Source organism: Pelagibius sp. CAU 1746 (assembly GCF_039839785.1).
Lineage (GTDB): Bacteria > Pseudomonadota > Alphaproteobacteria > Kiloniellales > Kiloniellaceae > Pelagibius.
On the sequence record NZ_JBDOQT010000001.1, the window covers coordinates 1547787 to 1566797 of the forward strand.

Genomic DNA, 19011 nt, shown 5'->3' on the forward strand with positions numbered 1-19011 from the left:
GGGTGTCAATGCCGCTACAAGTAATTATTGCGGGTTAACAAGAGCTTAAAGTGTTCTTTTCGAGGCCTTGCCATGTAGTTGTGGCACCCCTTGTGGATCTTCCGAGAAAAACCACAATCAAGCCGCAATCGAATCCGGTGCCAAGAATTGTTCTTTCTTTGTTCCGATCGAAGCAAAAGAATGGCCGAATTCGGCGCCCGGCGGGTGCGCTGGACGGCGCGGCGCCGCGCCGCTGCGGCACCGGGCAGGAGATGTAACGGGGAAATAAAACGCCAGACGGCCTGTAAGCCGGGTTCTGTCCCGCGGGTTGCCCCGCATAGATGGCCATTCATCTGGGACGCCGGTTGCCCGGCGCCTCGCGCGATCGACCCGGACGGCGGCGCGGAAACCCGCGTGGCGGACCCGAAGGCCCGCCGGCCGTCCCTACTTGATCTTGCTCCGGGTGGGGTTTGCCGTGCCGTCCCCGTCGCCGGGGCCGCGGTGCGCTCTTACCGCACCCTTTCACCCTTACCTGCCCGGGCCGAAGCCTTGGGGCCGGCGGTTTGCTTTCTGTGGCACTTTCCCTGGGGTCGCCCCCGCCGGGCGTTACCCGGCACCCTGTTTCCGTGGAGCCCGGACTTTCCTCCCCCGGCACCTTTATAGGGTGCCGAAGGCAGCCATCCGGCCGTCTGGCGGTCTTCTATGTAGGAAATGGGTGGATTTCAGTCAATCACGGCGAGCAGGGCGGCCATGCGGCGCCGGGTCTCGGCGTCGGCGGCGCCGGTGATGCCGCTCTGGCGGTAGTGGCGCTGAAAGGCGCGGATCACGGCGGGCAGATCCTCGTCGGTGTAGCCGTAGCCGATGCGCTTCAGCGCCTGTCCGACGGCGCTTTCCAGCACCGCGGCCGAGCTTTCCTCCGGCCAGATCCCGATGCCGCTGCCCGCCAGGCCGCGCCAGTCGAAGAGCTCGCCCGGGTCCTCCTTGCGCAGCGGCGCGACGTCGGCGTGGCCCAGCACCCGCGCCGGCGGGATGGGGTGGCGCGCCAGGATATCGATGGCCAGGGCCTTCAGGGCCGCCATCTGCGCCGCCGGAAAGAGGCGGTAGCCGAACTCGTGGCCCGGGTTGACCAGCTCGATGCCGATGGAACGGGCGTTGATGTCGCTCGCGCCCTGCCAGCAGGCGGCGCCGGCGTGCCAGGCGCGGCGGTCCTCGCCGACCAGGGCGAAGACGCGCCCGTCCTCCTCGATGCAGTAGTGGGCGCTGACCTTGGCGTCCGGGTCGCACATCCGCTCCAGCGCCGCCTCGCCGCTCCTCATGCCGGTGTAGTGCAGGATCAGGGTGTCGACATCCTGGCCGTCGGGACGGGCGTCGTGGTTGGGGGAAGGGCTATCGATGATTTCCGAATCCGTCATGCCGACACTATACCCGAGATGCGCCATAGCTGAGAGGTGCCGCGTTTATGCCGCCGGGCTCAGAGCCGCTCGGCTTCGGGGGCCGTGGTCCTGGGGCGCCGCAGGATGATGATCCCGACCCCGGCGATGGTCATGACGCCGCCGGAGATCAGGTTCACGGTCAGATCCTCGCCCAGGAAGACGACGCCGGACAGCACGCCGAACAGCGGCACCAGCAGGGTCGCCGACATGACCTGGTTCATCTGATAGCGCCGCAGCAGCCAGTACCAGCAGCCGTAGCCGATCACCACCACCGCCAGGGCCTGATAGACCACGGCGAAGTAGGCCCAGAAATCGGCCTGGCGCACGGCCTCGATCTGGCCGTCCTCCAAGACCGCCGAGGCAGCGAAGAGCAGCGGCGTGGCGAAGGCCGCCAGCCAGGCGTTGAGGGTGATGCCGTCGATGTCCTTCAGCCGCTTGATCATCACGTTGGCGACGGACCAGATGAAGCAGGCGATGAGCACGAAGCTGAGCGCCAGGTACTGGCCGTCCAGGCGCGGCTCTCCGGCGATCACGGCAACGCCGAGGAAGGCGATGGCCATGCCCAGCGCGCGGCGCCAGCCCAGCTTGTCCTTGAAGAAGACCGCCGCCAGCAAGGAGGCGAAGGGGACCTGAAGCTGAATGGTGATGGCCGCGGTGGCGGCGTCGACCGTCTTCAGCCCGTTGAACATGAAAGAAAAGTGCAGCAGCCCCAGGACTACGGCGATGGCGAAGATGGCGCCCCACTGACCATGAGGGCGTTTGGCGAAGGGCAGCAGCAGGATGGCGACCAGCACGAAGCGGCAGGCCACAAGGAAGATCGGCGGAACCTGCTGCAGGCCGATCTTGGCGACGGCGAAGTTGAGGCCCCACAGCACCATGATGCCGAGGAGCAGCAGCAGGTGCAGCGGGGTGAGCGGAGATTCGGCCGCCGGCGTCGCGTGAGAGGGCCCCGCGTCGCTCAAGAGGCGAGTTCCCCTCTTCCCGACTCGAGCGCCTCGCGCTCGGCTTCCAGTTCCAGCCAGCGCTCCTCCGCCGCCGCAAGCTCGTTGCGCCTGGCGGTGAGGATCCCGGTGGTCTCGGCGAAGGCGCGGGGGTCCTTGGCGTAGAGCTGCGGGTCGGCCAGCTTGTCCTCCAGCGCCGTCACCTCGGCGGTCAGCTTGTCGATGCGCGCCGGCAGCTGGTCCAACTCGCGCTGGTCCTTGTAGCTCAGCTTGGCGGCTTTCTTGGGGCGGGTGGCTGCTGCCTTGGCCCCTGCTGCCTTGGCCCCTGCTGCCTTGGCCTTGGCCTCGCTGCGCGCCGTCTCGCCGCGCTGGCGCTTGTAGTGCAGGTAGTCGCTGTAGCCGCCGGCCACCTCCACGGTCCGGCCGCCTCCCTCCATGGCGATCACCGAGCTCACCAGGCGGTCCAGGAAGTCGCGGTCGTGGCTGATCAGGATCAAGGTGCCCTGGTACTCGTCCAGGACCTCTTCCAGCAGGTCGAGCGTCTCCATGTCCAGGTCGTTGGTTGGCTCGTCGAGCACCAGCAGGTTGCTGGGTTTGGCGAAGAGGCGGGCCAGCAGCAGGCGCGCCTTCTCGCCGCCGGAAAGCGCCTTGACCGGCTGGCGCGCCTGGCTTTCGTCGAAGAGGAAGTCCTTCAGGTAGGAGACCACGTGGCGCTGGCGGCCGCGCGCGATGATGGTGTCGCCGCCATCCGGGGCCAGCACCTGCCACAGCGTCGCTTCCGGATCCAGGCTCTCGCGGCGCTGGTCGAAGTAGAGCGGCTCCACGTTGGCGCCGAGGCGCAGCTTGCCGCTGTCCGGGGCCAGATCGCCCATGAGGATCTTCACCAGGGTCGACTTGCCGGCGCCGTTGGGCCCGATGATGCCCAGGCGATCGCCGCGGCGGATGCGGGTGGAGAAGTCCTTGAGGATCACCACTTCGCCGCTCCCTGCGTCTTTCGGGCCGGCGAAGCTCTTCGAGAGGTTCTCGGCCTCGATGACCATGTCGCCGCTGCGTCCGCTGCTGGCGGTCTCGAGCTTCGCCGTGCCGGTCTGCTTCAGCCACTCGGCGCGTTCCTTGCGCAGGCCCTGCAGCCGGGCGAGGCGGCCCTGGTTGCGCTTGCGCCGCGCGGTGACGCCGCGCTGCAGCCAGCGCTCCTCGCGCACGATCTGACGTTCCAGCTTGTGCTGCGCCTCAGCCTCCTGCTGGCGCAGTTCCTCGGCCCAGTCCTCGAAGAAGGCGAAGGACTTGTCCAGGCGCTGCAGCCTGCCGCGGTCGAGCCACAAGGTGGTGTTGGTGAGATGGGCCAGGAAGGCGCGGTCGTGGCTGATCACCAGCAGGGCGCCCCGGAAGCGCTTCAGTTCGCTCTCCAGCCAGTCGATGGTCGGCAGGTCCAGGTGGTTGGTCGGCTCGTCGAGCAGCAGCACCTCGGGGTCGGAGACCAGGCAGCGGGCCAGCGCCGCGCGGCGGCCTTCGCCGCCGGAAAGGCCGCCCAGCTTGCGTGTGCCGTCCAGTTCCAGGCGCAGCAGCACCGCGTCGACGGCGTGGCGCGGGGCATCGTCTCCGCCCGCGGGATCGTGGGTGACATAGTCGGCGATGGTCTCGGCGGAGTCGAACTGCGGGTCCTGCGGCAGGTAGGCGACCCTGGTGCCCGGCTGCAGGAAGCGTTCGCCGCCGTCCAGGTCCTGCAGCCCGGCGATGATCTTCAGCAGGCTCGACTTGCCCGTGCCGTTGCGCCCCACCAGGCAGGCGCGCTCGCCGGCGGCCAGGGTCAGGTCGAGGCCGCTGAACAGCGTGGTCGCGCCAAAGGCCAGGCGCGCGTCCTTCAACGCGATAAGGGGAGGCGTGACGGCCATGGTTAGGGCCTGTAGGCACTTGGGTTGTGGGTTTGGCGGGAGCGGATTTTGGCCTGGGTTAGGAGAGGAAAGCGCTGCGGTGTGGACCACCACAAGCTTTTCTCGACGCGGCCCAGGCCAAAATCCGCCCCGTCCCCTAGGGATATGGCGAAATCGGCCCGCTGCCGCGTCGCTCCTCCTCGAATATGCTTTGGCATGTCCTTCGTCGTCGCTCCTAACAGCGGGCCGATTTCGCTCATACCAAAGCCCGCAAGCCAAGTGTCTACAGGCCCTATTTGATGCCGCGCAGCTTCTTGATTTCGTCGTAGGCGGCGTTGATGACCGCCAGCTTCTCGTTCGCCATGTCGACGAACTCCTGCGGCATGCCCTGGGCGACCAGGCGGTCGGGATGGTTCTCCACCACCAGCTTGCGGTGGGCGTTGCGGATCTCCTGGTCGCCGGCCTCGCGGGCGACGCCGAGAATGCGGAAGGGATCGCCTTTCTCCGCGCCGACGTTGGCCGCGCGGATACGGTCCCAGTCCTGCGCGTCGAAGCCGAAGATGACGGCGAGCTGCTCCAGGTAGGCCAGTTCCTCCTCCGCCACGCGGCCGTCCGCGCGGGCGATGTGGAACAGGCCGCCCAGCAGTTCCTCCAGCACCGCCGGGTTGTCGGCGAACATGCGGGCGAGCTGCTTCGCGTAGGGCTCGAAGCCGTGCGCGTCCTTGCGCGCCTGGTCGAAGACCCGGCCGACGTTCCTCATCTCGTCCTGAGGAATGTGGAACACCTGCTTGAAAGCGTCCACTTCGTCGCGGGTCACCCGGCCGTCGGCCTTGGCCAGCTTGGCGCCCAGCACGATCACACCGATGGTGAAGGCGATCTGCTTGGTGGCGTCGTTGGCCTCCGGGCCGGTCGACTCCTTCAACTTGTCGACGGCATGGCCGGCGATGGCGCCGATCAAGGCACCAATCGGGCCGCCCAGCGCGAAGCCGGCGGCGCCACCGAGAATCTTGCCCCAAACGCTCATGTCGTTGCTGTCGTCGGAAAGGAGGGAGGAAAGGGTCGACGGCGGCAGAATGACGGTCCGCCCCCGGGTGCGTCAAGCCGCACCGGCGCAGAGCCGCCCTGCGCGGTGCGCGCAGGCCGCTAGTTCACGCCGACGCGCCCCAATCCGGGCAGCTTGAAGGCCAGATCCTTGGGGTCGACACCGAAGGTGAGGCCCAGCAGGTTGAGCTCGAAGCCTTCCTCCAGCGCCAGCATGCCGCCCAGGACGCCGTAGAGGGAGACCTGGTAGCCGCTGCCGCTGGGCGTGGGGGCGGCGAAATCGCCGGGGGGCAGGTAATCCTTGCCGACGGCCGTCGGCGGCAGGTCGAGCTTCAGCGCCGGCACCTGGCGGGCGATGCTGGCGGTGAAGGTGTTGGAATTGGGGCCCGGCCAGGTGCGGTATTCGTCGGCGTAGGGATAGGCCGCGACCGCGGCCTCGATCTCCGGGATGGCGCGGGCCGCGGCCGCGCCGCGCAGCTCGGCATAGATCTGCGGCTCGGCGCCGAACCAGCGGCGGTCGGGCGGGCCTTCGCGGCGGGTGAGGCCGCTGCCGTCGCGCCAGTGGCGCCAGCCGATCACCTCGTAGGTCACATAGCGGTCGGCATTTTCCGCCTTCACCGCGATCCAGGTGTGCACGGCGAAGGCGCCGCGCCAGTGGAAGGTGCGTGCGCCGTAGACCTGGACCACGGCCTCGGGCGTGCTGGCGGCCGGCGGCACAATGGCGGCGCTCTCGCGGCTCGCCGTGTACCAGCTGCGGTCCAGCGAGACCTCGCCGGTCATCAGGGCAAGGGCCGGCCCGGCGAGCAGAACGCCGAGAAGCAACACCAGGCGCCACAGGTTGGCGATCACATAGGCCAAGGCAGGGGTCCCCTATAACAAGCGGTGGCGGACGGGATACTTAGCCTAGGCATTCAATGTGGCGCTCCTGTGGCGCGAATCTGCCGAGGGTTTTACCTGTATAAGGCTTTCTTAACCCTGCTTCGCCAAATTATCGCCCAATGGGAACGGCCGGAGAGCCGTGTCTGGGATCTGGGGATCGATGGGTTGAAAATGTCGGGTGACGAGACCTCCGAAGCGAAGATCATAGAGGGCCTGGCGCGCGAAGCCGCCGGCCTGGGAGTCGAAATCGTCGATGTCGCCGGGAATATCGACGAGATTTCGACGCGGGTCGAGCAGCAGGCGCATTCGTTTCGCGGGCTGGTGGAGAACGCGGGCGAGGTGAACGACAGCAACCGCCGCATCGCCGCCGCCGCCGGCCATGCGCGCGAGAAGGCCTCGGAAACGGCAACCAGCGTCCGCGAGTCGGAAGACACCGTGCGCAACGCCGTCAACGACATCCATGCCCTGGTCGAGGCCGTCTCCGTCATCGAGGGGCAGCTCAACGGACTGCAGGAGGCGCTGAGCGAAGTCGCCCAGGTCGCCCAGGGCATCGACGCCATTGCCAAGCAGACCAACCTGCTGGCGTTGAACGCCACCATCGAAGCGGCGCGCGCCGGCGAGGCGGGACGCGGCTTCGCCGTGGTGGCCGGCGAAGTGAAGGAGCTGGCGACCCAGACATCCAAGGCGACCGCACAGATCGACGAGACCCTGAAGCGGCTGACCGAGCAGGCCGATCAACTGATCAATCAAGGCAACGAGACCACCGGGCGGGCTGAATCGGTGCGCAGCGGCACCCAGACCATCGGCGATGTGATGAGCGTCGTCGGCCAGGCGGTGACGGGTATCGAGGAAGACACCGCGGCCATCGCCGAGAGCGCGGCGCGCATCGATCAACAGTGCGGCACCTTCGTTTCCACCCTGGAGGGTATGAACGAAGAGGTCGCGGTCTCCAGCACGACCCTGGGCGAGGCCCGCGACAGGGTGAACCGTCTGATCGGCGTCAGCGAGCAGGTCATCCGCCTGACCGCGCAGAGCTCCATGAATTCCGTCGACGGCCCCTTCATCCAGCAGGTGAAGGGCGTGGCGGCCAAGGTTTCGGCTGCCTTCGAACAGGCCCTGGCCGAGGGCCGGATCGCCGAGGCGCAGCTCTTCGACCGCGACTACAAGCCGATCCCGGGCAGCGACCCGGAACAGCTCATGGCCGGCTGCGTGGCGCTGACCGACGAAGTCCTGCCGCCGATCCAGGAGCCCGCGCTGGATTTCGACGAGCGCGTGGTGTTCTGCGCCAGCGTCGACGTGAACGGTTTCCTGCCGACCCACAATCTGAAGTTCGCGCAGCCCCAGGGCGACGATCCCGTGTGGAACGCCGCCAATTGCCGCAACCGGCGCATCTTCGACGACCGCGTCGGCCTGGCCGCCGGCCGGAACACCGAACCCTTCCTGCTGCAGACCTATCGCCGCGACATGGGCGGCGGCAAGTTCGTGGTCATGAAGGACGTCTCGGCGCCCATCGTGGTCGGCGGCAGGCACTGGGGCGGCGTGCGCCTGGCCTACAAGGTCTGACGCGGCGTTTAGGCGATGGAGCGACGCAGGATTCTTGCCCTGCGCTTGCCTATCGACCCCGCACACACAATCCCTTAAGGTCTCCGCTGTCCTGGCCGGCGCCGCTTCATGGCGCCGTTTCCACAGAAAATCGTTGCGCACGGAGGCGGCTATGCAGCTCTTCTACTCTCCTACGTCCCCCTATGCCCGCAAGTGCCGGGTGGTCGCCCGCGAGCGTGACCTGATGGCGGATGTCGAAGAGGTCGCCTGCAATCCCATGACGGATCCGCCGGAGCTGCAGCGCAGGAATCCTCTGGGCAAGGTTCCCGCGCTTATTCTCGACGACGGCACCGCCATTTTCGACAGTCCGGTCATCGCCGAGTACCTGGATGGTGTCGGCTCGGCGCCGGCGCTGATCCCGGCGGCCGGCGCCGCCCGTTTCAAGGTGCTGGTGGCCGCCGCGCTGGGCCAGGGCGTCACAGACGCGGCCTACTATGCGACGATGGAGGCGCGCCGCCCCGAAGGGCAGCGCTCGCCGGAGGTGGTCGACCGCTATCGCGCCGCGATCCGGCGCAGCCTCGGCCATATGATGGATCACCTGAAGGGCTTGCCGGGCGAGGTCACCATGGGGCACATCGCCTGCGGCGCCGGGCTGGCCTACCTGGACCTGCGTCATGACGACCTGAAGTGGCGCGACGGCCATGACGCGCTGGCGGCCTGGTTCGAGGAGTTCAACGCCCGCCCCTCCATGCAGGAAACCGTCCCGGCCTAGGACCCACAACGAGGTGGAAAGCGGGAAATCGCTCCTTACAATTCCCCTCTAGGTTTGGCGATGCCGAGGGGGCAGGGCGATGGGGCTGCTGGTCTTTCTTTTCGTGACCGCCCTGGTGCTGCCGGGCGTGATCTGCCTCGCGTCTTACTTTCTCTCCGAAGGCATGTTCCACTGCCGGTTCTGTACCTGGAGCTATTTCTGCCTGGGGGCCGGGCTCGGCATCTGGCAGCTGTGGCGGGCCGCTCGGCCCGGCAGCGAGGTGTCCTACGCCAACGGCATCGCCATCCTGGCCGTCACCAACGTCGCTTACATCATCTATCTTGTCGTGCAGCACCGCCGGCTGCGCCGCAAGACCGAGGCGGCGGCCGACACCACCCCTCCGACCCAAGGGAGCTAGCCCGTGCCGACGTGGCTCGTTTTCCTGGTGCTCGAAGCCCTCGGCCTGTTTCTCCTGTGGAACGGCGCGCGCGGCGACGAACTGCTCTTCGCTCTGGGCCTTGTGCTGGTCTTTTCCGTCACGGCGTTGGCCCTATTCCGGCTTCTGGTCAAGTTCCTGGAACGGCGGAGCAGCGGCAAACCTCGCCCGCCGGCCGCCACCATCCCGCTTTTCGTCCGGCCGATACACCTGGCCCTTCTTGACGGTTTCCTGGGCAGCCGTGCCGCTGGGCGCGGCCGGGCCGGGGAGGAGGCCGCCGGGCCCGGCGGCGTCGATCTCGATGCCGGCGGCGGCGGTTGAGTGCAGTGGCCTGGTCCAGCGGCAGTTTCTTCACGTTGCCGGCGGTGATGCTGTCGATGTCGAAGAACCCTTCGCTGCCGGAGCGCAATCGGGAGTATTGGCCCCTCGTTTCGTAGAGGTCGATGCAGTACTGGTGAGGACGTGCCGGATTGTCGTGCCGGATGCGGAACTGCATGTCGCGCGCCGGCCAAGTGCCCTGATAGACCGTGCTGTCCGGTTCCCTGCTCACGAGGCGGCCAAGCGAACCTTCAGTGCCCCTCAATGCTGCCGTATTCCGAGAGAACGTTGACAATTTATCGATAAAATGTCTTTGTAATCGGGCGCGGAGATGCGCTCTTTCGGACAAAGGCACGGAAAAAATGGACGGCGACAACAGGCAACCCGCTTGGCAATTCTGGATCGACCGGGGGGGCACCTTCACCGACGTGGTGGCGCGCAAGCCCGGCGGCGAACTGGTGACCCACAAGCTGCTGTCCGAGAATCCGGAGCAGTACAAGGACGCCGCCGTCCAGGGCGTGCGCACGCTGCTGGGCCTGGGCAAGCACGACGCCCTGCCGCCGGGCGCCGTGGAGGCCGTGAAGATGGGCACCACGGTGGCCACCAACGCGCTGCTGGAGCGCAAGGGCGACCGCACCCTCTTCGTCACGACGGAGGGATTCGGCGACGTGCTGCGCATCGGCTACCAGAACCGCCCGCGCCTCTTCGACCGCCACATCGTCTTGCCCGAGATGCTCTACGAGCGCTCGGTGGAAGTGTCCGAAAGGATCAGCGCCGAGGGCGCGGTCATCGCGCCGCTGGACGAGGACGCCGCCCGCGCGGCCCTGCAGCGCGCCTATGACGACGGCATCCGCGCCGTGGCCATCGCCTTCATGCACGGCTATCGTTTTCCCGACCACGAGAGGAAGGTCGCGGCCATCGCCCGCGACATCGGCTTCACCCAGGTCTCGGTGAGCCACGAGGTCAGCCCGCTGATGAAGCTGGTCAGCCGCGGCGATACCACCGTCGTGGACGCCTACCTCTCGCCCATCCTGCGCCGCTACGTCGATCAGGTGGCGAGCCAACTGGATGCGCCCATGGAGACTGGTGTCGAGCAGGGCCCGCGCCTCATGTTCATGCAGTCCAACGGCGGCTTGACCGACGCGCGGCTGTTCCAGGGCAAGGACGCCATCCTTTCCGGCCCGGCCGGCGGCGTCGTGGGCATGGTGCGCACGGCGCAGATGGGCGGCTTCGGCAAGCTCATCGGCTTCGACATGGGTGGCACCTCCACCGACGTGTCGCACTACGACGGCGAGTACGAGCGCACCTTCGACACCCTGGTTGCCGGCGTGCGCATGCGCGCGCCGATGATGCACATCCATACCGTGGCGGCCGGCGGCGGCTCGATCCTGCACTTCGACGGTGCGCGCTTCCGGGTCGGGCCCGACTCGGCGGGTGCCGATCCCGGCCCGGCCTGCTACCGCCGCGGCGGTCCCCTGGCGGTCACCGACTGCAACGTCATGCTGGGCAAGATCCAGCCGGAACAGTTCCCCAAGGTCTTCGGACCCAACGCCGACCAGCCGCTGGACGCCGCCGTGGTGCGCGAGAAGTTCGAGGCTTTGGCCCGGGACATCGCCGAGGCCACCGGCAAGCCGCTGCAGAGCCCGGAGGAGGTGGCCGAGGGCTTCCTGCGCATCGCCGTGGAGAACATGGCCAACGCCATCAAGAAAATCTCGGTGCAGCGCGGCTACGACGTCACCGAGTACACGCTCAACTGCTTCGGCGGCGCCGGGGGACAGCACGCCTGTCTGGTGGCCGACGCGCTGGGCATGTCGAAGGTCTTCCTGCATCCCTTCGCCGGCGTGCTCTCGGCCTACGGCATGGGCCTGGCCGACGTGCGGGCCCTGCGCGAGCAGCAGGTCGAGGTACCCTTCAATGTGGAAGCGCCGGTGGTGATGGAAGAGGCCTACAAAGCGCTGGCCGCCGAGGCCGAGGCGGAGGTGCTGGACCAGGGCGTCCATCCCGACCGCATCAAGCAGGTGAGGAAGGCGCAACTCCGCTACGAGGGCACCGACAGCCCGCTGCCGGTCGACTTCGGCGAACTGGCGCAGATGCAGGAGGCCTTCGAGGCGGCGCACAAGCAGCGCTTCGGTTTCATCGCGACCGAACGGAAACTGGTGGTGGAGGCCGTCTCGGTCGAGGTTATCGGTTCCACCGAAGAAGTCGCCGACCCGGAGCTTGACGTGCCGGCCGGCGCGACCGAGGCAGAACCGTTGACCCGCGTCGCCATGCACTCCGGCGGCGGCGCGCACGACACCCCGCTCTACGACCGCGACGCCCTGCTGCCCGGCCAGAAGGTCGACGGCCCCGCCGTCATCGTGGAGACGACGGGCACCACGGTGGTGGAGCCGGGCTGGCAGGCCGAACTGACCCGGCGCGGCCACCTGGTGCTGACCCGCGTGGTGCCGCGGCCCAAGACCGAGGCGGTGGGCACCGAGGCCGACCCGGTGATGCTGGAGGTCTTCAACAATCTCTACATGAACATCGCCGAGCAGATGGGCGCGACCCTGGCCAACACCGCCTATTCGGTGAACATCAAGGAGCGCCTGGACTTCTCCTGCGCCATCTTCGATCCCGAGGGCAACCTGGTCGCCAACGCGCCGCACATGCCGGTCCATCTCGGCTCCATGGGCGAGTCGATCAAGACGGTGATCCGCGAGAACGCCGGCAGCATGAAGCCGGGCAACGTCTATGCCCTCAATGCGCCCTATAACGGCGGCACGCACCTGCCGGACGTGACGGTCATCACCCCGGTCTTCGACGAAGCGGGCGAGGAGCTGCTGTTCTACGTCGGCTCGCGCGGCCACCACGCCGACATCGGCGGTCGCACGCCGGGCTCGGCGCCGCCGGACTCGACCCGCATCGAGGAGGAAGGCGTCCTCATCGACAACTTTTTGCTCGTTGAAGAAGGCCGCTTTCGCGAAGAGGAGACCTTGGCCCTGCTGACCTCCGGTCAATACCCCTGCCGCAACCCGCAGCAGAACATGGCCGACCTCTCCGCGCAGATCGCCGCCAACGAGACCGGGGTGCAGGAAGTACGCAAGATGCTGGCCCACTTCGGCCTCGACGTGGTGCAGGCCTATATGCGCCACGTGCAGGACAACGCCGAGGAGTCGGTGCGCCGGGTGCTGGACGTGCTGAAGGATGGGGAGTTTACCTATCCCCTGGACAACGGCAGCCAAATCCAGGTGAAGATCACCGTCGACAAGACCTCGCGCGAGGCGCTCATCGACTTCACCGGCACCTCGCCCCAGGACAAGGGCAACTACAACGCCCCGACGGCGGTCTGCAAGGCGGCGGTGCTCTACGTTTTCCGCACCCTGGTGGAGGACGAGATCCCGCTGAACGAAGGCTGCCTGAAACCCCTGAAGCTGAAGATCCCGGAACGCTCCATGATCAGCCCCGAGTATCCGGCGGCGGTGATCTCCGGCAACACCGAGGTCTCGCAGTGCATCACCGACGCGCTCTACGGGGCGCTGGGCGTGCTGGCCTCGGCCCAGGGCACCATGAACAATTTCGTCTACGGCAACGACCGCTACCAGAACTACGAGACCATCTGCGGCGGCACCGGCGCCGGGCCCGACCACGACGGCACCTCCGCCGTGCACTCGCACATGACCAACACCCGCATGACCGATCCGGAAGTGCTGGAATGGCGCTTCCCGGTGCGCCTGGAGGCCTTCCGCATCCGTCCCGGTTCGGGGGGCGGCGGCAAGCACCGCGGCGGCGACGGCGTCATCCGGCGCATGCGCTTCCTGGAACCCATGACCGCCACCATCCTGTCGCTCCACCGCGCCACCGACCCTTATGGCCTGGCGGGCGGCGAGCCGGGCCGGCGCGGACGCAACACCGTGGAGCGGAGCGACGGCTCCTTCGTGGAGCTGAAGGGCAGCGACGAGATCGAGATGGGCGCCGGCGACGTCTTCGTCATCGAGACGCCGGGCGGCGGCGGCTATGGCAAGACCGAAGATCGGAAGGAGGCGGCGGAATGAGCGGCCCCAAGCAAGACAGCAGGGAAAATAAACGCTCCATCGTCTCCTCGGCGCACCTGGTCTCCGAGCGCGCGGCGGAGACCAGCGCCTTCGAATACGGCCTCTACATCGCCTCCAACGCCTTCAACCGCTGGATCGTGCGCTGCATGTCGGCGGCCGGCTACCCGGACCTGAGCGCCCTGGACGTCATGGTGCTGCACACGGTGAACCACCGCGCCAAGGACAAGAAGCTGGCCGACATCTGCTTCGTCCTCAACATCGAGGACAGCCACACGGTGAACTACGCCCTGAAGAAGCTGACGCGCCTGGGCCTGGTCGCCGGCGACAAGCGCGGCAAGGAGATTTTCTACGCGACGACGCGGGACGGCCAGGCGGCCTGCGCGACCTACCGCGAGGTGCGCGAGGACTGTCTGGTCAGTGCCTTCAGCGCCTTCGGCGGCGACAAGGCCGGCGAGCTCAACGAACAGATCGGCGAGGCCGCCGACCTGCTGCGCGCCCTCTCCGGCCTCTACGACCAGGCGGCAAGGTCGGCGTCGAGTCTATAGTCGTCGGCTGCTGCCGCGACCCATTCATTCCGGCCTCTAAACAGAGCCTGTTGCACTGCCTTCCTGCGCGAATTACCTTCTCCCGACCACCTATGGGTGTGGGACCAAGTGGGAGAGCGCTGGCGATGAAGTCTGCGGGAGTGGGGTTTCTGGCCTTGGTCGGCCTTGTCGCCGGTTGCGCCGGGTCGCCGGATCAGACCGCCGAAACCCGCCTGGAATGCGAGCTGAACGGCCGCGCCTACTTCGTCTCGCATCCCTGGGCCTGCCTGCGCCAGGGCGGGCGGGTCGCCGAAGTGCCGGCCGAACCGTCGCCCTGGGTCAGCGAGGCCGTCAAGGTCGGCTGGCAGGGGCGCGGCGATATCAAGAGCGGCCGCGCCTATTACAATCGCGCGGGCACGCAAGGCGGCCTGCGCCTCTCCCTGCCCGAGGTGGACGACGAGTGCCAGGGCGGCTACGTGCTGCGCACGCCGACCGATGCCGACTGGAGCGCCACCTGCGACAGCGGCCTGCGCATCGAGGCGCGCCTCTTCCTCAACGAAGGCGGCGTCGCCATCAGCGCCGTCGGCAAGGACGGCGAGGGCCGCAGCTTCGGCTTCTATCCGAAAGCCGCCGAAGGTTAAGGCAGACGCCCTAGACGGGTTTCAGGTTCTCAGCGGTGGGGCCGCAGCCCTGGCGGCGGCGGAAGGACCAATAGACCAGCAGCAGGCAGCCCTTGAATGCCGCGACGAACAGCAGCAGCAATCCCAGGAACGCGTAGTAGGCGACCGGTATCCAGAGGCCGGCGGCGAGCATCAGCACGCCCAGGGGCAGGGCGAAGAGGACGAGCGCCAGGGCGCGCAGCGGCTTGAAGGACTTCGCGGCCATGTAGCCCAGCAGCCGTCGCCGGAGATAAGCGGTACGCGATGTCTTGCGGGCGCCGGGGAACTGTTCCTGCACCGCGCGCGCAAAGCGCTGCGCGAAGGCGTAGCTGTAAACCACGAAGAGGACGAAGGGGGCGAACCACACCACTGGGAACCACTGACGCAAGCCTTGCCCGACGGGGCTGTTCTCGAACAAGGAAAAGGAATAGGTGAAGATGCTGCCGCCGATAATCACGCCGACGAGCGTGAAGAACACGGCGACCACGACGCGCCCTTCGCGCTTCATCTCCGGGCTCAAGAGGCTGCGGTCCAGCAGCGAGCGGTAACGCTCGAACTGCCATTCGTCGAGCTCGTAACCGGCGAAGGGAAATCCCAGAGGGAAGACCAGCCCGCCGCCGTCGCGGAACGGCACCGTCATGCTGAGCAGCATGGTCTGCAGGTTCTTTTCCTGGGGAGAGAGCCGGCTGGACTTTCTGGCCTCGATCATACCTGGGGTCGCTTGCTTCCCTGTCGTTTGTGCGCAGGAGTTTAGCGGCATTCCTGTCGGCTGGGGAAGGCGCTAGGATGACGCATGCGTACAGACGGCAAGCCTACCCTGGGCATCCTCATGCTGAAGACGGGCTTTCCGCGTCCGCCGGGCGACGTGGGCAATCCGCAGACCTGGTCCGTGCCGAGCCTCTATCAGGTGGTCGAGCCCGCCGACGTGGCCGCCGTGGTGCGGGCAGGCCCGCTGCCCGAGGGCCTGGTGGAGGCCTTCGCCGCGGCCGGGCGGGACCTGGTGGCCGAGGGCGCGGACCTCATCACCACCTCCTGCGGCTTCCTGGTGACGGCGCAGGACGCCTTGCAGGCGGCACTGCCGGTGCCGGTGGTGACCTCCAGCCTGCTGCAGGTTCCGGCGATCGCGGCGGAGCTGTCCCCGGGCGCAAGCGTCGGCGTCATCACCATCGACGCCGGCCGCCTTTCGCCCGCGCACCTTGCCGCCGCCGGCGCCCCGGCCGACACGCCGCTCGCTGGGCTGGAGGACGGCGGCGAGCTGCACCGGGTGATCACCCGGGACCTCGCCGTGCTGGACCCGGCGGCGGCGGAGTCGGACGTGCTGGCCGCCGGGCAGGCGCTGCGGGCCGCGCATCCGGCGCTGGGCGCCGTGGTGCTGGAGTGCACCAACCTGCCGCCCTACCGCGCGGCGCTGTCCCGGGCTCTCGGTCTGCCGGTCTACGACCTGGTGACCCTGGTGGAGGCACGCCTGGCCGATCTTTGAAGGAGGGTAGAGTGGTCAGTTCGAAAACGTTGATAATTTATCGATAAAATGTCACTTTCAGGCGTCAGTTGCCTGCTGGCAGGCTCCGCGCCTAAAGTTGAGCCCTTGAAGGGCGCGGCAAGCGCGGCCTCTCATGCAGGTTCTGGCCTAAAGGCTTTTTGGGGAAAATCTGCGGGCATCGAAGTCCCGCCGAAGGCCAAACAGGGAGACATATAATGAAGACGTTCCTTAAATCCCTTGGCGGGATTGCTTCGGTCGTTGCACTGGGCCTCGCGGCCAACGGCGCCGCGGCCGCCGAGAAGTGGGATATGCCGCTGGCCTATGCCGCCAGCAACTATCATTCGGAAAACGCGGCTCAGTTCGCCGAGGAGGTCACCAAGGCTTCCGGCGGCGAGCTGGAGATCGTCGCCCACCCCGGCGGTTCGCTGTTCGGCGGCGGCGAGATCTACCGTGCCGTGCGTACCGGACAGGCGCCCATCGGCGAGCGGCTGATCTCGGCCCTCGGCAACGAGAACCCGTTGTTCGAGATCGACGCCCTGCCGTTCCTGGCGACATCTTTCGACGACTCCTGGAAACTGTATCAAGCCTCCAAGCCGCAGCTCGAGAAGACCCTCGACGAGGCCGGCCTGGTGCTGCTCTACACCGTGCCCTGGCCGCCCCAGGGGCTCTACAACAAGAACCCGGTGAGCCAGGCGGCGGACATGCAGGGCGTGAAGTTCCGCGCCTACAACGCCGCGACCTCGCGTCTCGCCGAGTTGATGGGCGCGGTGCCGACCAAGATCGAGGCGGCGGAACTGTCGCAGGCCTTCGCGACCGGCGTTGCCGACTCGATGATTTCCTCCGGCTCGACCGGCTATGACCGCAAGATCTGGGAGCATGTGAAGTACTGGTACGACGTCCAGGCCTGGCTGCCCAAGAACATGGTGGTGGTCAACAAGGCGGCCTGGGAAGGCCTCGATGCGAAGCTGCAGAAGGTCGTGCTGGACGCCGCCGCCGCGGCCGAGGCGCGCGGCTGGGACAAGGCCCGGGAGCTTTCCGACTGGTACAAGGAAAAGCTGGCGGAGAACGGCATGGTCGTCGAGGCGCCCAGCGACAAGCTGAAGGCCGACTTCGAAGGTATCGGCGCCACCATGACCAAGGAATGGCTGGAGCGCGCCGGCGCCGACGGTCAGGCCGTGATCGACGCCTACAAGGCGATGTAAGGTCTGAAAAGGAGCCGCGGCCGGTGACGGTGTCACCGGCCGTTCTCTTGTTCAGGAAGGATCGACTTCGCATGCGCGCCGCGCTCGACCGGCTCTACCTGGCGGCGGGGGTTCTCGCCGGCCTCGGCCTGATCGCCATTGCGGTGCTGGTGCTGCTGTCCATCGTCACCCGCCTGCTGGGCCTCTACGTGCCGGGGCTGTCGGTCTACGCCGGCTACGCCATGGCGACCTCGTCCTTCCTGGCCCTGGCCTATACCTTCGGCAAGGGCGGGCACATCCGCGTCGCCCTCTTCATCGACAAGTTCTCCGGCGCGCGCCGCCGCGCGCTGGAGCTTTGGTGTCTTTCCGCCGGCGCTTTCCTGGCCGGTTATCTGGCCTGGTATTCGGTGAAGATGGTGCGTGTCTCCCACATGCTGGGCGACGTCAGCGAAGGCGCCGACGCCACGCCGCTGTGGATCCCCCAGATCGGCATGGCGGTCGGCACGGTGCTGCTGGCCATGGCGCTGATCGACCGCCTGATCCGCGTGGCGCTGGGGGCGCCGCTGGACCACAAGAAGGCCGCACCCGAAGAGGCGCCGCCGGAAGACGTGGTGGGGTAGGGGACGGAAGATGGAAAACCTGCTCCTGACGCTGCTTTTTCTCGGCGTGCTGTTCTTCCTGCTGGGCAGCGGCGTCTGGGTCGGCCTGTCGCTGCTTGGCGTGGCGCTGGTCGGGATGGAGCTCTTCACCAGCCGCCCGGTCGGCGACGCCATGGCGACGACGATCTGGAGCGCAGCCTCCTCCTGGACGCTGACCGCCTTGCCGCTGTTCATCTGGATGGGCGAGATCCTGTTCCGGACGCGGCTGTCCGAGGACCTCTTCAAGGGCCTTTCGCCCTGGCTCGGCGGCTTGCCGGGACGCCTGCTGCACGTGAACGTGGCGGGCTGCGCGCTCTTCGCCGCCATCTCCGGCTCCTCGGCGGCCACGGTGGCCACGGTCGGCAAGATGTCGATCCCGGAACTGCGCCGCCGCGGCTATCCGGAGAACATGATCATCGGCACCCTGGCCGGGGCGGGCACCCTGGGCCTGCTGATCCCGCCCTCGATCATCCTCATCGTCTACGGCGTCACCGTGAACGAGTCGATCGCCGGCCTCTTCATGGCCGGGGTTTTCCCCGGCGTCATGCTGGCGCTGCTGTTCATGGGCTACATTTTCATCCGCGCGGTGCTGCGGCCCGAGTCCATGCCGCCGCGCGAGGCGGCCACGGGGATCCTGCAGAAGTTTCGCGACTCCTTCTCCCTGTTGCCGGTGGTCCTGTTGATCCTGGCGGTGCTGGGGTCGATCTACGCCGGCATCGCCACGGCCACCGAGGCCGCCGTGCTGGGCGTTGTGGGCGCCTTGCTGCTGTCGCTGCTGCAGGGGTCGCTCACCAGGGAGAGCTTCGTCGAAAGCCTGATGGGCGCGACCCGTACCTCCTGCATGATCGCCCTCATCCTCGCCGGGGCGAAGTTCCTCACCCTCTCCATGGGTTTCACCGGCCTGCCGCGCGACCTGGCGGCCTGGATCGGCTCGCTGGAGCTGTCGCCCCTGGCGCTCATCGCCGCGCTGACGGTGTTCTACATCGTGCTCGGCTGCTTCCTGGACGGCATCTCCGCGGTGGTGCTGACCATGGCGGTGGTCGAGCCCATGGTGCGCCAGGCCGGCATCGACATGCTGTGGTTCGGCATCTTCCTGGTCATCGTGGTGGAGATGGCGCAGATCACCCCGCCGGTCGGCTTCAACCTCTTCGTCCTGCAGGGCATGACCCACCACGAGATCCCCTTCATCGCCCGGGCGGCGCTGCCGATGTTCGGCATCATGGTGCTGGCCGTGATCCTGGTGGTGGCCTTCCCGGAGATCGCCACCTGGCTGCCGGCGCAGATGCGGTCCAGTCCCTAGACCGCTT

At 67.5% G+C, this 19011-nt stretch carries 17 protein-coding genes and 1 other RNA gene; 11 read left to right on the forward strand and 7 right to left on the reverse strand.

Translation table 11 applies throughout. The annotated features are described in order from the left end of the window. Positions 1–268: 268 nt before the first annotated feature. The 6 genes from rnpB to AAFN88_RS07390 form a co-directional block, all read right to left on the reverse strand. Positions 269–672, reverse strand: an RNA gene (rnpB, locus tag AAFN88_RS07365) — RNase P RNA component class A. A gap of 29 nt (positions 673–701) precedes the next feature. After that, on the reverse strand, positions 702–1391 hold the full coding sequence (locus AAFN88_RS07370) for an N-acetylmuramoyl-L-alanine amidase (protein ID WP_347519459.1): 690 nt from the start codon (positions 1389–1391) through the stop codon (positions 702–704). A gap of 59 nt (positions 1392–1450) precedes the next feature. Continuing rightward, complete coding sequence (locus AAFN88_RS07375) at positions 1451–2374, reverse strand: EamA family transporter (RefSeq protein WP_347519460.1); 924 nt, start codon at positions 2372–2374, stop codon at positions 1451–1453. Continuing rightward, positions 2371–4245, reverse strand: coding sequence for an ATP-binding cassette domain-containing protein (locus tag AAFN88_RS07380; RefSeq protein WP_347519462.1), 1875 nt, complete (start codon positions 4243–4245; stop codon positions 2371–2373). The genes AAFN88_RS07375 and AAFN88_RS07380 overlap by 4 nt, the downstream gene beginning before the upstream one ends. A 271-nt stretch (positions 4246–4516) precedes the next feature. After that, positions 4517–5248 (reverse strand): TerB family tellurite resistance protein, encoded by a 732-nt coding sequence (locus AAFN88_RS07385; protein ID WP_347519464.1) that lies wholly within the window; start codon positions 5246–5248, stop codon positions 4517–4519. A gap of 119 nt (positions 5249–5367) precedes the next feature. Further along, positions 5368–6114, reverse strand: coding sequence for a DUF3750 domain-containing protein (locus AAFN88_RS07390; protein ID WP_347521648.1), 747 nt, complete (start codon positions 6112–6114; stop codon positions 5368–5370). Between the two features lie 201 nt (positions 6115–6315). Here AAFN88_RS07390 and AAFN88_RS07395 point away from each other — a divergent pair, with 201 nt between their 5' ends. From AAFN88_RS07395 to AAFN88_RS07425, 7 genes are all read left to right on the forward strand, one after another. Next, positions 6316–7707: a methyl-accepting chemotaxis protein gene (locus AAFN88_RS07395; RefSeq protein ID WP_347519466.1), complete on the forward strand. Its 1392-nt coding sequence runs from the start codon at positions 6316–6318 to the stop codon at positions 7705–7707. A 151-nt stretch (positions 7708–7858) separates the two neighbouring features. Then, a complete protein-coding gene (locus tag AAFN88_RS07400; RefSeq protein ID WP_347519468.1) occupies positions 7859–8458 on the forward strand; it encodes a glutathione S-transferase N-terminal domain-containing protein in 600 nt (199 codons plus the stop codon). Positions 8459–8537: 79 nt separating this feature from the next. Next, a complete protein-coding gene (locus AAFN88_RS07405) occupies positions 8538–8855 on the forward strand; it encodes a hypothetical protein (RefSeq protein ID WP_347519469.1) in 318 nt (105 codons plus the stop codon). A gap of 3 nt (positions 8856–8858) precedes the next feature. Then, the gene (locus AAFN88_RS07410; RefSeq protein ID WP_347519471.1) at positions 8859–9194 is read left to right on the forward strand and encodes a hypothetical protein; all 336 of its coding nucleotides are present in this window, start codon (positions 8859–8861) and stop codon (positions 9192–9194) included. Between the two features lie 359 nt (positions 9195–9553). Continuing rightward, a complete protein-coding gene (locus tag AAFN88_RS07415; RefSeq protein WP_347519472.1) occupies positions 9554–13222 on the forward strand; it encodes a hydantoinase B/oxoprolinase family protein in 3669 nt (1222 codons plus the stop codon). Continuing rightward, positions 13219–13767, forward strand: coding sequence for a winged helix DNA-binding protein (locus AAFN88_RS07420; protein WP_347519473.1), 549 nt, complete (start codon positions 13219–13221; stop codon positions 13765–13767). The genes AAFN88_RS07415 and AAFN88_RS07420 overlap by 4 nt, the downstream gene beginning before the upstream one ends. Before the next feature lie 125 nt (positions 13768–13892). After that, positions 13893–14387: a hypothetical protein gene (locus AAFN88_RS07425; protein ID WP_347519476.1), complete on the forward strand. Its 495-nt coding sequence runs from the start codon at positions 13893–13895 to the stop codon at positions 14385–14387. A gap of 10 nt (positions 14388–14397) precedes the next feature. Here the strand turns inward: AAFN88_RS07425 and AAFN88_RS07430 are convergent, their stop codons facing one another. Then, positions 14398–15114, reverse strand: coding sequence for a hypothetical protein (locus AAFN88_RS07430; protein WP_347519477.1), 717 nt, complete (start codon positions 15112–15114; stop codon positions 14398–14400). 84 nt (positions 15115–15198) lie between these two features. On the opposite strand from AAFN88_RS07430, the gene AAFN88_RS07435 reads away from it, so the two are divergent. The 4 genes from AAFN88_RS07435 (at position 15199) to AAFN88_RS07450 (ending at position 19004) form a co-directional block, all read left to right on the forward strand. Further along, positions 15199–15885, forward strand: a complete 687-nt coding sequence (locus AAFN88_RS07435) for an aspartate/glutamate racemase family protein (RefSeq protein WP_347519478.1) — start codon at positions 15199–15201, stop codon at positions 15883–15885. Positions 15886–16100: 215 nt separating this feature from the next. Continuing rightward, positions 16101–17087, forward strand: a complete 987-nt coding sequence (locus AAFN88_RS07440) for a TRAP transporter substrate-binding protein (RefSeq protein WP_347519480.1) — start codon at positions 16101–16103, stop codon at positions 17085–17087. Positions 17088–17158: 71 nt separating this feature from the next. Further along, positions 17159–17686, forward strand: a complete 528-nt coding sequence (locus AAFN88_RS07445; protein WP_347519481.1) for a TRAP transporter small permease — start codon at positions 17159–17161, stop codon at positions 17684–17686. Between the two features lie 10 nt (positions 17687–17696). Next, positions 17697–19004 (forward strand): TRAP transporter large permease subunit, encoded by a 1308-nt coding sequence (locus tag AAFN88_RS07450; RefSeq protein WP_347519483.1) that lies wholly within the window; start codon positions 17697–17699, stop codon positions 19002–19004. The last annotated feature ends 7 nt before the right edge of the window (positions 19005–19011 follow it).

Bases quoted from the DNA above. Each gene is read 5' to 3' on its own strand.
- AAFN88_RS07415 (WP_347519472.1), top strand. From the start codon at position 9,554: ATGGACGGCGACAACAGGCAACCCGCTTGGCAATTCTGGATCGACCGG.
- AAFN88_RS07420 (WP_347519473.1), top strand. From the start codon at position 13,219: ATGAGCGGCCCCAAGCAAGACAGCAGGGAAAATAAACGCTCCATCGTC.
- AAFN88_RS07435 (WP_347519478.1), top strand. From the start codon at position 15,199: ATGCGTACAGACGGCAAGCCTACCCTGGGCATCCTCATGCTGAAGACG.
- AAFN88_RS07440 (WP_347519480.1), top strand. From the start codon at position 16,101: ATGAAGACGTTCCTTAAATCCCTTGGCGGGATTGCTTCGGTCGTTGCA.
- AAFN88_RS07400 (WP_347519468.1), top strand. From the start codon at position 7,859: ATGCAGCTCTTCTACTCTCCTACGTCCCCCTATGCCCGCAAGTGCCGG.
- AAFN88_RS07395 (WP_347519466.1), top strand. From the start codon at position 6,316: ATGTCGGGTGACGAGACCTCCGAAGCGAAGATCATAGAGGGCCTGGCG.
- AAFN88_RS07385 (WP_347519464.1), bottom strand. From the start codon at position 5,248: ATGAGCGTTTGGGGCAAGATTCTCGGTGGCGCCGCCGGCTTCGCGCTG.
- AAFN88_RS07450 (WP_347519483.1), top strand. From the start codon at position 17,697: ATGGAAAACCTGCTCCTGACGCTGCTTTTTCTCGGCGTGCTGTTCTTC.
- AAFN88_RS07425 (WP_347519476.1), top strand. From the start codon at position 13,893: ATGAAGTCTGCGGGAGTGGGGTTTCTGGCCTTGGTCGGCCTTGTCGCC.
- AAFN88_RS07430 (WP_347519477.1), bottom strand. From the start codon at position 15,114: ATGATCGAGGCCAGAAAGTCCAGCCGGCTCTCTCCCCAGGAAAAGAAC.
- AAFN88_RS07370 (WP_347519459.1), bottom strand. From the start codon at position 1,391: ATGACGGATTCGGAAATCATCGATAGCCCTTCCCCCAACCACGACGCC.
- AAFN88_RS07445 (WP_347519481.1), top strand. From the start codon at position 17,159: ATGCGCGCCGCGCTCGACCGGCTCTACCTGGCGGCGGGGGTTCTCGCC.
- AAFN88_RS07380 (WP_347519462.1), bottom strand. From the start codon at position 4,245: ATGGCCGTCACGCCTCCCCTTATCGCGTTGAAGGACGCGCGCCTGGCC.
- AAFN88_RS07405 (WP_347519469.1), top strand. From the start codon at position 8,538: ATGGGGCTGCTGGTCTTTCTTTTCGTGACCGCCCTGGTGCTGCCGGGC.